The organism is Neobacillus drentensis, assembly GCF_036965245.1.
GTDB classification, from domain to species: Bacteria; Bacillota; Bacilli; order Bacillales; family Cytobacillaceae; genus Neobacillus; species Neobacillus drentensis_G.
In genome coordinates this window covers 14562-28258 of sequence record NZ_JBALPG010000149.1, presented here as the reverse complement: position 1 = coordinate 28258, position 13697 = coordinate 14562, and the positions used below count along the sequence as shown (strand labels likewise).

General features: G+C 32.8%; 10 protein-coding genes and 1 pseudogene. All 11 read right to left on the bottom strand.

Features of this window, described 5'->3' with window-relative positions:
* On the bottom strand, nucleotides 1-1258 hold a 1258-nt coding region (locus V7150_RS22760), incomplete at its 3' end, for an oligosaccharide flippase family protein (RefSeq protein ID WP_335522760.1).
* A gap of 114 nt (nucleotides 1259-1372) precedes the next feature.
* Complete coding sequence (locus V7150_RS22755) at nucleotides 1373-2347, bottom strand: polysaccharide pyruvyl transferase family protein (RefSeq protein ID WP_335522758.1); 975 nt, start codon at nucleotides 2345-2347, stop codon at nucleotides 1373-1375.
* Nucleotides 2348-2489: 142 nt separating this feature from the next.
* Nucleotides 2490-3773, bottom strand: coding sequence for a hypothetical protein (locus V7150_RS22750; RefSeq protein ID WP_335522757.1), 1284 nt, complete (start codon nucleotides 3771-3773; stop codon nucleotides 2490-2492).
* A gap of 813 nt (nucleotides 3774-4586) precedes the next feature.
* Nucleotides 4587-5702 (bottom strand): glycosyltransferase, encoded by a 1116-nt coding sequence (locus tag V7150_RS22745; protein WP_335522756.1) that lies wholly within the window; start codon nucleotides 5700-5702, stop codon nucleotides 4587-4589.
* 130 nt (nucleotides 5703-5832) lie between these two features.
* Nucleotides 5833-6870, bottom strand: a complete 1038-nt coding sequence (locus V7150_RS22740) for a glycosyltransferase family 4 protein (protein WP_335522754.1) — start codon at nucleotides 6868-6870, stop codon at nucleotides 5833-5835.
* Nucleotides 6871-6887: 17 nt separating this feature from the next.
* Complete coding sequence (locus V7150_RS22735) at nucleotides 6888-8207, bottom strand: nucleotide sugar dehydrogenase (protein WP_335522753.1); 1320 nt, start codon at nucleotides 8205-8207, stop codon at nucleotides 6888-6890.
* Nucleotides 8208-8231: 24 nt separating this feature from the next.
* The gene (locus tag V7150_RS22730; protein WP_335522751.1) at nucleotides 8232-9269 is read right to left on the bottom strand and encodes a glycosyltransferase family 2 protein; all 1038 of its coding nucleotides are present in this window, start codon (nucleotides 9267-9269) and stop codon (nucleotides 8232-8234) included.
* A 48-nt stretch (nucleotides 9270-9317) separates the two neighbouring features.
* Nucleotides 9318-9974: a sugar transferase gene (locus tag V7150_RS22725; RefSeq protein WP_335522763.1), complete on the bottom strand. Its 657-nt coding sequence runs from the start codon at nucleotides 9972-9974 to the stop codon at nucleotides 9318-9320.
* A gap of 53 nt (nucleotides 9975-10027) precedes the next feature.
* Complete coding sequence (locus V7150_RS22720; protein ID WP_335522750.1) at nucleotides 10028-11248, bottom strand: DegT/DnrJ/EryC1/StrS family aminotransferase; 1221 nt, start codon at nucleotides 11246-11248, stop codon at nucleotides 10028-10030.
* An 85-nt stretch (nucleotides 11249-11333) separates the two neighbouring features.
* A pseudogene (locus tag V7150_RS22715) lies at nucleotides 11334-11706 on the bottom strand (sugar phosphate nucleotidyltransferase); the annotation flags it as partial.
* Between the two features lie 36 nt (nucleotides 11707-11742).
* Nucleotides 11743-13569, bottom strand: coding sequence for a polysaccharide biosynthesis protein (locus V7150_RS22710; RefSeq protein ID WP_335522749.1), 1827 nt, complete (start codon nucleotides 13567-13569; stop codon nucleotides 11743-11745).
* Nucleotides 13570-13697 lie beyond the last annotated feature (128 nt).

Here is a 13697-nt window from a genome sequence, read left to right as displayed (position 1 = left end):
GAATTATAACTATTGTTAAAAATAATTTCCTTATATTAATTTTTATGCTAACAAATTGCTTTGTATCTCTTATTCTTAAAAGCCAAATAACAAGAAAACTAAGCATTGTCCCAATTGCAGCACCATTTAGCCCTATTATTGGGATTAATATTATACATACTACTACATTTAATATTGCACCAATAACAGATGTTTTAAAAACACCCGACGTTTTTTTAGCCGCAATATAATTTGTACCTAAGAAACTCGAAAAGCTCGAAAATACAACCCCAAGCAAAAGAAATGGTACATATCTCCAAGAATCAAAGTAGTTATCAGCAACTAATAGATCCATGATTAGCTTTAAAAATACAAGTAATAGTGAAGTGGATACCAACATTGTTAAAGAAAATACATTGAAAACATTTGAAAAAAATTTTGATTTATCTCTTGATTCCGCCTCTTCTATTGCTGACATTTGCCACGCCTGGAAAAATATCGAATTTAATATATTTAGAATGCTTGGAATTTTACTAGCTACAGCATATAGTCCATTGGCACTATATCCTAGAAAAATAGTAATAATATATCTGTCTGAAAAACTCATAATCCACCACATGAGTGCATTAGGAATTAGCGGAATACTATATTGTAACATCTCTTTCATTAACTTGAAATTTACTTTTTTTATGTTAATATCCCTTTGAATCCCTCCCCAAATAACGACGAAAAAACAACTAACTACATTGGCAGCAATAAGAGACAAAAGGTATCCTACAATTCCCCAGTTAAACATCACGAGGAGAATAATATTAGATATCAATAAAATAAATGCATTGATAATCCCACTAGCTGCAAAAAGTTTAACCATTCCTTTTGCTCTTATATATTGCGTAAGAGTTGTAAAAAGGGATTGAACCAATAATAATAAATAGAAATAAAGTATATAATCTTTGAACGGCAATAATATTACCAAAACAGTATAAATCATTAACAACAAAGTAAATCCGATTAATATTACGAATAAAGAATTTATTAATATTGTTTGTTTATCATAGCATTTATCCATTACAAATCTTAAAACTGAATCAAAGATACTCAACGTAAAAACAGGTATCAATAGACTTACCGTGGTTGTTAATAAATCAACCAATCCAAAATCACTCGTTGTTAAATAATATGTGTAAAGTGGTACTAGGAAAAAGGCAATTAACTTTGTACCTAAGTTCCCTACAGCAAAAACAAGTGAGTTACTTACTAACTTTTTATATATATTCATTTGTAATTACACAACCTGATCATAGATTAAATTACAATTCTATTTTAAGAAAAAGATAAATCAAAGAACCCTTGCAAACGTAATTTGGTTTTACAAAAGAAATCTTACTTTGTATTAAAATTGGCTTTTCCACTTTTTAATATCTTCAATGTTTATATTAGGATTAGTAACAAAATTTGAATTAATCATTTGATGAAGATCATCAATGTTATCTCTTTCTAAACAGTTTAGATTATAGCTTTTATTCATCTCTCTTGCACGGTGGTCAACGATTAATATTATCGATCTCTTTTTATGTTTCATTGCGTATATTCCTGCATGCAGTCTCGTTCCAATATAATCAATATCACTGTTTAATAACTCAGAAAATTGCTCTACACTTGGCGTAACTATTTCTATTCCATTTATATTTTCAAACTTTGTAAAATAAGCATAATCCTCCATGCCTTGTGGCCAAAAATAAACTTCTTTATAATTTTTCTTAAGGATGTTTATTAATTTTTGATCATTTTTAAGATCCTTTTTATAATCAGTCAATGTAAATACTACTTTATCAGACTTCCTACTTTCTATTTGACTACACCATTCTGGTGTTAACGACCAAAGTGTCGCACAACCAGTATTAATAGCGTGAAAGCCCATATCTTCCAACATATGCCTAGTCCTCTCGTCACGAACGCTGTGCATATAATCTTTTGATAGAATAGATTTGTATAGTTTTTTTGTGTAATAATTGATTTTTTTACTGTTAACGCCACATCCAACTCCAAGAAGAATGCTGTTTTGCAATGGCTTTTTATTAAATATATTTATATTCCATGTTGTCATTGGTCCAAACATATTTGTACTAAGTAAATTGGTACCACAAACAAACTTTAAATCTATCTCATGAATTTCTTTAGACCTGTTATTAAATTTTAAATCAGTAATTGTTTCATACCAATGGAATGCTGGAGTATGAGTAGGAAGAGTTACTACAAAACAACCTTTAGTAATATCCTTAATTACATCTCTAGCGGACTCCATAATAATTTCATCACCTTTATTGAAAGTTGCTACGGATGTATCTAAAATTGCTACTTTTTTCATTACTATTCTCCTTAAAATGATATTCAAATAAAAATGTTGTAACCTGCCTTACATGAAGAATTGGCAGATATTATATAAACCCTCAAACTTGAATATCATAAAATCTTTAGTCTTTATTTGTACACTACTATCTATATTAAAACTATAATTTGTTATTAGTTCCCAACTTATGTTCTTTATTGATAACTTCTTCACTTTTACTAAACATATAAGCTAATAATGGTACAGATATGATATGTAGTTGTATTGGAGCCCCAAAACCTGTTAAACAAATGACAACAAAGCATAGCAAAGCAGTTGCATTTCTAAATTTTAAATTTTTTATAGTTGAGATTATTAAAGCACTAAAATAAATAAAAAGCCCTAACACTCCAGTACTGTAAATAATTCCGGTATACATGGAATCACCAATAAAATCATTTGCTAGTGGTGTCCCTCCCACCCCTAACATCCAGTTACTAGTTATAGTAGAATAAGTATTTGCTAAAATACCGCTTGTTGTATCATACCTTGTTTCAAATGCTTTAAATGGATTTCTTAAGAATGATAAATACCATGTTATTGCCGTCCCTTGACGCTCTAGCAATCGAACAGTTATTCCAAAAATCGGAATAACTATCAAAGGAAGGAGCAGAACTTTCCTATTTTTTACTTTTATTACTCCTAAAAAGCTTAATATACAACACAAAACTAGAATAGAAGGTATCCCTATAATCGCAGTTTTTGATAGTGCAAGTAAACCTATTATTATAGAAGATATTAACTTTAAGTATTTTCGTTTAAAATTTTTTCTTTCTACGAAAAACCCAAAATAAACTGCAAAGCTTAGCAATGAGAACACCCCAAGTAATACAGGGGTCCCAAAAGTCCCGTATCCTCTATCAAAATAACCTAATTTGAGTACTGCCTCAAGAGGGGTTAAAGATGTCTTATAGTAAAATTCATAAAATAACCTTGTGCTTGCTGGAACAGTAATTTGGATAATCGAAACGGCAAGGTTAATAAACAATATTGGTGAAATTATTTGATCTATTGTCTCTTCTGGACTATCTTTCATTACATATTGCAACATATAAATTAAACAAACTACACGAAAAATTGCTATAAATGAAATCCAAGGTATTTCACTTCCAAATCTTATAACAGCTAATAATGATGCCAGAATAAAAACAATAAAATATATCATTAAATGTTGACGGTATAAATACTTCCGATAAATTAGAAATACCGATGAGTCTTTTATTAATACAACAACTAAAACTAGAAAAAATGAAAATATTTCGAAACTAATTTGAAAATCCCCAATATTTAAATGTGGAGATACTAGAGCAAAAACAATATATTTTATAATGCCCTTTTTCAAATTCTTAAATAACTCAATCGCTAATATAATAAATAAGATAAAAAAGACTACATTTCCTAACACGTTTTTCTCCTTCTAACCATTGCTTTTTGTTTGTTTTTTCCCCTTTTTTTAAAAAAGCTCTGACTTGCGAAGTTTTTCACAGTTACTTTACCCTTTGCCGACAACTATCAACCACTTTGTTTATCCAGGGAAAAATAAATTTAATAGGTTTATTCTTTAATCCCCAAGTTTATACAAAATCACATCAATCTAATTTGAAGAAACTATTAATAGTGTTCCTCAAAATATCATTAGCTTTATATTAAACTAATTTTTGTTTGTCAAGGTATTTTTTAAAATAACTATCTGTAATTTATTTGAATAATTGAGAATTAGCCACAACGGCAGCCTGTTAGAGCTAAAAAGGACTTTGGAAACCAGTCTTTATCAAGGTCTAGATGCCTTTATTCGTTCTCTTTTCCGAAAACCGACTACCCCCTCAAAGGGCAGAAGAACATTTAATTGGGAAAAGAGATTTTGTCTTAATTGTACGCCAATTTGACGAAGGTGAAGTGGACCACCTAGAAGACTTAATGTTTGGCCTACTTTACCTAAATTAAATGGAAATAAATTACCGATTGAAGATGAGGACTACTACTTATATCCTTAACGACATTTTAATTTTGGAGGAACAATAATATATCTGAATATTAAGTTATATGGTGGATTATCCACAATAATCTAATTTGACATATCTCTAAAATTTTTATGTAATGCTAATGTTAAAATATATTAATATATACTTAAAATTATTGATAGCTATTATAAGCTTATTTAATCCACGGCGTTGTATTAAAATAAAATAATTTTATCTATAAATTATATGATTCAATATCAGATGAAACCTTTGTATAACTTAGCATATTGCTCCTCCATTTTTTCTACAGAAAATTGTTCAGATGTAGATTTAGCAGCATTACCAATTTCTTTACGAAGATTGGTGTCTTTAATTAATTTTTGAAGAGCTTCTGCTATTTGGGCATTGTTAGTGTCAACCAATAATCCGGTCTTATTATCCTTTATCATATCTGGAACGCCCCCAACAGCTGTAGCCACAATTGGTAGACCAGTAGCCATTGCTTCTATTAGAGTAATAGGCATTCCTTCCCATAAAGAAGGTAGAATAAAAATATCGGCTTCATTTAGATAAGGATAAACGTCCGCCTTTAAGCCCAAAAATTCAACACAACCGTCTAAATTCAAGTCTTTAACCTTATTTTTAATAACCTTTTCCAAATTGCCTAAACCAATTAACCTGAGCTTAGTATTTGGAACATTTTCATGAACTATTTTAAAACTTTCTAATAACCCCGCATGATTTTTTTGCTCTGAGAAGCGACCAATATGAAGTATATTTATAATACCTTTATTTGTATAATCATTTTTCTGAATATACTTATTCAAATCTATACCATTAAAAATCATCGGTACTTGATTTTCTTCAAAACCGTATTCCTCAATTACGGATTTCTTAACAAGAGGACTTATAGAAACAGGAATAACCCTACAATACTTATAAAAAAAACGATTAATTTTCCTTTGCCATTTTCCAACTTCATTCTTTGCTACATTGTGTATAGTGTGTACCTTTACTTTAACCTTTGCAAGTAGCGCAACAGGAATAACGTACGGCAAAATATAAAGGTGCGTATGGATAACATCAGGTTTTTCTTTCCTTAAAATTTTATATAGTTTATAAAAAATACTTATATCAATTCCCTTTTTTTTGCCCAAGTAGATAATTGGGATATTTTGTTTTTCTAATCTTTCTGTAATAGCGGAATGATAATCGTATAGACTAACAATACATATTTCAAATCCATCCTTAGCCAGTGCAACAGATAAATTTTCAACCATGATTTCCGCACCAGCAAGTCCAAATTCAGGCATGATTTGCATTACTTTTATTTTGCCCATATCAAAAAACCTTTCAAACATATTATTTTTCAATTAACTTTTGAACAACTTTAGTATTTTTCCAAACCCTGATTTACATGTTCAATGCTTCTGCCTGATAACATTCTAGTCCATTTTTTTATATTATATATGCTTAAACCCATATATGGATGTTTCCTCTCATCTATAGATATTTTTTAAACTCCATAATAACTACTTCAGGAGAATACTGTTTTGCCTTTTTTAAGCAATCTATTTTCATATTATTAATTTTAATAGGGTCATCAAATATTTGTAATAATAAATCCTTCAATTTTGAGTTTTGCATAAAATCATATATAAACCCTGTTTTGCCTTGAGCTATAATTTCTTTTGCAGAATCCCATTGTGAAGCTATTACAGGTACTCCGGCTGAATATGCATCTATTATAGTACCAGGAACACCTTCTGTTTTAAATCGTGTTGGAAATAACAAAGCAAAGTATTCCTTTAATACTCTAGTTGTATCATTAAAATCTACCATGCCTTTATAGGTAATATAAGGAGGAAGGCTTTGTTTTAACAAATTAAATTTTTCGATATAATTATCATCTATTGGTCCATAAATATCTAAAGTGTATGCTCTCTTGCCTAAAATTCTATTAGTCTCACTTACTGCCTTAATCGCATCCTCAATACCTTTTTCCTCCATAACCCTCGAAAAAGTACACAACTTATATGGCTCACCTTCAGGATAAACTAATTTACTTCGATCAAGAATATCTAACCTCTTAAAATTGGGTAGATGTTGCACATTATCTAATCCTTGTTTGAACAAATTTTCTAACATAGACTGGGTCTCTACAAAAACTTTATTAAACTTCCCTAGACTATACCTAAGCTTTACATTATCCTCCAATAATTTAGGTAACCAACCACCAATAACAACATAAAACATTTTACGAGAAAATAATTTATTTAAAGTCACAAATAATGGTACAAAAACTCTTACACCATTGTGTGCAGGTAAAATTACTATGTTTTCACACTGCAAAAATACACGGAAACATTTAAATAATAAAGCAAAAGGATTATTCCTCCAGCCATGCGTATCAACAATTTGTACTTCATCGTTTCCAAATTCTTTTTTCAATTCTTCAGTCAAGATTTTCGTCTTGACAGTCTGACCGTCTAAAAAATTATGTCCTCCACCAAAGTGTCCACAAATACCAACTTTATGCATTTCTTTTTAATAACTCCTTATAGTCTCCAATAACTATATTCTTGTTTTTCAAGCTCATTTTTATCTAAAATACCTTTAACATCTACAATGACTTTTTCTTCATTTGGAAATTCCCCAAATAATCCATCTATCGACTCAATTGTCATATCCTTGAATTCATTATGTGCAACAGCAAATACAATGCAATCTGCATCATTTATCATGTCAAAGGGAACTAAATCAACACCATATTCACGCTTTGCATCTGTAGGGTCTGCTTGTGGATCAACTATAATTGGCTTAATTCCATACTCATTAAGATATTTAATAATATCATATACTTTAGAATTACGTGTATCAGGGCAATTCTCTTTAAATGTAATACCTAATATGACAACCTTCGCTTGTTTTACAATCTTATTTGCAAGAATCAATTGTTTTATTATTGCATCAGCCACAAATTCACCCATACCATCATTTATCTTTCTACCCGATAAGATAATTTGAGAATGATAACCAAGTTTTTCTGCTTCATATATAAAGTAATATGGATCTACACCAATACAATGACCACCAACTAATCCTGGGTAAAATTTTAATGCATTCCATTTTGTATTCATGGCTTCTATTACTTCTTGAGTGTCAATATTCATCTTATCAAATACCATTGCAAGTTCATTCATAAATGCAATATTAATATCTCGCTGACTATTCTCAACTACTTTAGCTGCTTCAGCTACTTTAATCGAACTTGCACGATGAACACCAGCTTCAACTACTAGCTCATAAACCTTTGCTATTTCTTCTAATGACTCTTTGTCCATACCGGAAACTATTTTTGTTATATTCTCTAATCTGTGAACATTATCACCAGGATTAATACGTTCTGGCGAATAACCTACTTTAAAATCAACTCCGCATTTTAACCCTGATCCTTTCTCAAGGATTGGGATACAAATATCCTCGGTAACGCCTGGATAAACCGTGGATTCATATACCACAATTGAACCCTTCGTAAGATTTCTACCAATGATAATGCTTGCTCCTTCAACAGGACTTAAATCAGGTGTTTTATCTGCCTTTACTGGCGTAGGAACGGCAACGATATGAAATTTTGCTTCTTGTAGCCTTTTTTCATCTGAAGTAAACTCAACTGTGGTTTGTTTAATAGCTTTATCCCCAACCTCATTTGTTGGATCTATTCCATTCTTATATTGAGCAATTTTATCACTATTCAAATCAAAACCAATAACATCAACTTTTTTGGCAAAAGCTACCGCTATAGGCATACCTACATATCCTAGTCCAATTAAAGATATTTTTTCTTCTTTATTTATAATTTTTTCATATAAACTCATTTTATTATTCCTCTCCTTATTTACTTAAACTTCCTTAGTTAATCCTAATAAGGAACCAAATCCATATGATAGATGAAATATAGGAAATAGAATAAAAAGTAACGGTGTAAATTTAACTTGTGGGGCTGCTTTAATTGAAAATGCAATATTTAAAAGAAAATAAAGTCCTATTTCTATCGCAAACAAGCAACCAATAAAGGGTACCATTATTGTAAGTAAAGGCATTATAAATATCGACAATAGAAACACAAACGGAATAAAATGCCTTACTCCCATTGCACCTGGACACAATTTAGATGTGATTACATTCCACTTACCGTTTTTAACAGCCATATCTACAATTCCTTTAATACTGTCACGGCAATAATATGCAAGGTGTATATCTTCTGCCATATAAATTTTGCCCCCATTTTTTCTAATACGATAATTCATTTCATTATCTTGGTTACGGGTTAATCTCTCATCATATAAACCGTAATTATCAAATACCTCTCTTCGGAATGCTCCAAAAGGTACAGTATCAACATATCCACTTTTTCCATTTGTTCTAAACTGGGAATTTCCAACCCCAAATTTGGATGACAGCATAAGAGCAATTGCATTTCCTATATAACCTCTACTTTTTGTTTCGGCAACGCCTCCTACATTATCAGCATCTGTAGTTTCAAGATAGTAAACACATTTAGATATATAATCAGAAGCATATTCTGAGTGAGCATCAAGACGAATAATATATTTCCCTACAGAAGCTTTAATTCCAATATTCATAGCAAATGGTACTGTTTTATTCGGATTTTCATACACCTTAATTAAATATGGATATTTTTTTTTAAATTTTTCTATAATTTCTTTTGTTCTATCCTTAGAACAGCCATCTACGAAAATCCACTCAATAGATTCTTGAGGATAATCCTGTTTCATCAATGATTGTATACAATCATCAATATATCTTTCCTCATTATAGACAGGCATTACCATTGAAACAATAATGTCCTGATTCCTATCCGAAATGCTATTTTTTGAAGTAATATTATTAGAGTTTAGATTTTCTGTACTTTCCAACGCTTGGATACCTCATTTCTTTCCCCTTAAAGTAATATCTTTAATCTATTATTGCTTACTAACCACTGCTAAAACAGTCCTTATCATAGTCTTAAACTCCGTAAAAAGACTAAAATTTTCTATACTTTTCAAATTAAACTTCATCTTCTCTGGAAGAACAACCTCAACATACGTTCTATCTGCATCTTCAGATGTAGTTAATATCCTTTCTTCATCCTTATACTTGATACTTGCTTCTGAAGTTACCCCAGCAGGTAATAATAATGTTGCCACCATTTCATTTGTGTAACTCTCTACATATTTGACAACCTCTGGTCTAGTACCTACAAAACTCATATCGCCTAAAATGATGTTAAAAACTTGAGGAATTTCATCCAATCTATACTTGCGAAGAAACTTTCCTACCTTAGTGACCCTATTATCATTGTTGGTTGTTACCTGCGTCCCTATCTTCTCTGCATTGCTTACCATAGTTCGAAATTTAAATATACGAAATTGTTTTCCATATTGTGTTACTCTTACTTGTCGAAACATTACAGGACCCTTAGAATCCATTTTTATTGCAATACTAAGTATCACAAAAACAGGTGAAAGGATAATAAACGTAATAAGACCAAATACAATATCAAATATACGCTTAAGTAATAAACTATATCTTTTTTTATATAGAGCGTCATAGTACCTTCCTACACTATCATTTCTCATATTTTCAGGTAAATCACTCCACTGTCTTAACACTATTATAGTAACCCGCCCTTCTAAATTCTTTCCCGCATCGCTCTAATAAGTGTTTCTATTACAAACTCCACATCTTTATCACTCAATAAAGTATGAAGTGGAAGTGTTATTTCATTAACATACTGCTTATATGCATTCGGAAAATTTTTTATATCAAAACCTAAATTTTTATAAGCTGTGAACATTGGTAATGGCTTGTAATGAACATTACATGCTACACCAGCTTCAGCCATCCTCGTAATAATGTCATTTCTTTCTTCTACCTCAATATCAGGTATTCGTGACAAGTAAAGATGTCCAGAAGAAGCAAAGTCCTCTCCATAATGCTGTAAGCTTTGAACACCCAAAGGTAATAGTGCTTGATCGTACTTCTCAATTATTTCTTTACGTCTTTTTAATAAACCATCATACCTTTTTAACTGTATCAAACCAATCCCTGCCATAATATCAGTCATATTGCACTTGTAAGCAGGATAGACAATATCATATTCCCATGCACCTTTTTGAGTCTTTGCCAAGGCATCTTTAGACTGGCCATGTAAGCTATAAAGCATAAATTGTTTATATATCCATTCATCATCTAATCCAAGACCGCTTCCCCAAACAACAGCCCCACCTTCAGCCGTGGTCAAATTCTTTACTGCATGGAAGGAGAAACAAGTGAAGTCTGCAACTTGACCACATTTCAAACCGTTTCTTTCAGCTCCAAAAGCATGAGCTGCATCAGTCATTACAATTACTCTATTAAACAACTTTTGAAGTTCATTATTAGCTTTAAAGAGTTCTCTTTTGCTTTCTACTATTTCATATATATCATCGTAATTACACATCTTTCCTGCTAGATCAACAGGAATAATTACTTTGGTTCTTTCTGTAATCGCATCAGCCAGTTTGGTATAATCCATCTCAAAAGAATCTGGTGCAGTATCAACAAGGACAATTTTTGCACCAACATGATCAATAATCGAAGCAGATGCTGTATAGGTATAGGCTGAAGTAATGACTTCATCTCCTGGGCCAATTCCTAAAATTCGAAGAGTAAGTTCCATAGCAGCAGTAGCAGAGTTAAGACATACCGCTTTGTTTACACCAACATATTCAGCAATGTGCCTTTCAAACTCTTTTGTTCTAGGACCGGTTGTAATCCAGCCAGACTGCATTGCCTTTATAACTTCTTCAATTTCTGCATCAGTAATATCTGGAGGAGAGAAAGGGATATTCCTAAATTTCGTATCAATCATTTTATTTTCCTCGCTTTATTCAGGTTTTGGTTTTTTGGTTTTTTGGAATTTAATAATAATTCTTAGCGCTTAATACTTAATGGATTGGCGTTTTACTCTGCACAATATCATTACCAAAAAAAACTGCAACGGCTCGTCTCCAATAAAATTTCTTGCACACCATACCACATGCCCTAAACTTTTGGTTCTTTCTGCCGAATATAATGTATATCAGCTATAGAATAACGGACTTTTTCCAGCTAATCGTATTTCCTTTTAGGATTAGGTTTTGCTCTAATTCCGGTACAGAATGAAAATGATTTTCAATCCCCGAAACAACTACTTCTTTTACAATATATTGAATTGTTGGTTTTCAATAATTGGCAGCATTTCTTTTAGCCTTGCTTTCGTAGCTGGAAGAAATTTGTTCCTAGCCCAGCAGCTGGTATTATTATGTACCTTTCACCTATTACATTCAAAATCAAACCGAAGGTTTAATCTTTTAATCAATTAATCTAATCCACCTTAGCAAAAACCGAAGCACGCTCAAACTTATTATTCGCTACTGCAATCAACGTATCATGCATCTCCACTTCCGGCATTACAAGTAGTCGATTAATTAAATCACCAAGTAGTTCCTTATGTATAACCTTTGCTTTCCCTATTTGAATTTTCGGATACACCTGCTCCGGATGCACTTCATTCTCATTCAGCAGCTCCTCATACATCTTCTCCCCAGGACGAAGGCCTGTAAACTGGAGCCCGATATCTTCAATAGAATATCCTGACATTTTAATAAGGTTTTTCGCTAAGTCAACGATCTTTACCGGCTCACCCATATCAAGCACAAATACTTCTCCGCCGCGTGCTAAAGACCCTGCCTGAATTACCAGCCGGGAAGCCTCCGGTATCGTCATAAAATACCTTGTCATCTCAGGATGCGTCACCGTCACCGGCCCACCGGCATGGATCTGCTTCTTAAATAGTGGAATAACACTGCCTCGGCTGCCGAGCACATTCCCAAACCGAACCGCCACAAACTTCGTGTTACTATTCGGTGCTAGGCTCTGAATGATCATCTCCGCAAACCGCTTTGTCGCCCCCATTACATTCGGAGGATTAACCGCTTTATCAGAAGAAATCAACACAAACGTATGTACATCAAAGGAATCCGCCGCTTCCGCGACATTCTTCGTTCCAAAAATATTATTCTTTACCGCTTCTCTCGGGTTATATTCCATCAACGGAACATGCTTATGTGCTGCTGCATGATAAACCACAAACGGCCGATGCTCTTCCATTACTTCAAAAATTCTGGTCCGATCCTGAATATCTCCAATGACAGGAACAATCTCTATTTGATTTTGATATGTTCTCCGCAGCTCCATATCAATCAAGTAAATACTATTTTCCCCATGTCCTACTAAGACAATTTTGCTCGGATGAAACTTACAAATCTGCCGGCATATTTCCGATCCAATCGACCCGCCAGCACCTGTAACCAAAACGGTTTTCCCGGTAACAATTTCTGAAATTCCGGCAATATCCAACTCAACCGGTTCTCTGCCCAATAAATCCTCCACCTGGACATCGCGAAATTGATTAACCGTTACTTTCCCGGTCATTAAATCCTCCAGCTTCGGAATAATCTGCGTCATCGCCTTTGTTTTCGCACATTCTTCAAAAATCCGATTCAATTCTTTCTGGCTTAAAGATGGAATCGCTATCACGATATTTTCTATTTTGTATTTCTCCACTGCTTCCTTTATATGACCGGAATTTCCGACGACCGATATTCCAAGGATCTCTAATTTAAACTTCTTCGGATCATCGTCAATAAAGGCAACAGGCTTCAAGTCAATATCGTGGTTATTAAGCAATTGCCGTGCCACCATCGTGCCGCCGGCCCCTGCGCCAACAATTAATGTCCGCTTGACATTTTTCTGCTTCGTCATGAAATTGTCCCGGAACATCCTCCACGAAAACCTTGATCCTCCAATTAACAACACGTGCAGCATCCACGTAATCATCAATGCCCTGACATATATATTATGAAAAACTAGCTCCTGCATTATAGCTGTCACCGTAATGGTCAAAGTGACGGCTTTCACAATCGCAACTAGCTCTCCAACACTCGCATATTCCCACACCTTGTTATATAACTTATAAATAGAAGCAAATAAATGATGGCTGATTAATAAGGTAAGCGAAGTAACGAGCAGCATTGGAATTTTAAAGATATGCACTTCTGGGTTCAGCGTAAAAAAACTTATGTATACCGCAGTTAACACGATGATCGAATCCAGTGCAGCAAGCACGGTCAATCTTGTCCTATATGTCATCCGTCAATCCCCACTTGTTTTATTTATTTTGTTAATCTACTAAACTCTTTTACCCATTAAAGCGTATAGGCAAAAAAATAAATATCTAATGGAGTAGCAAGTGTTTTTACACTTATTCTTTCATTAGA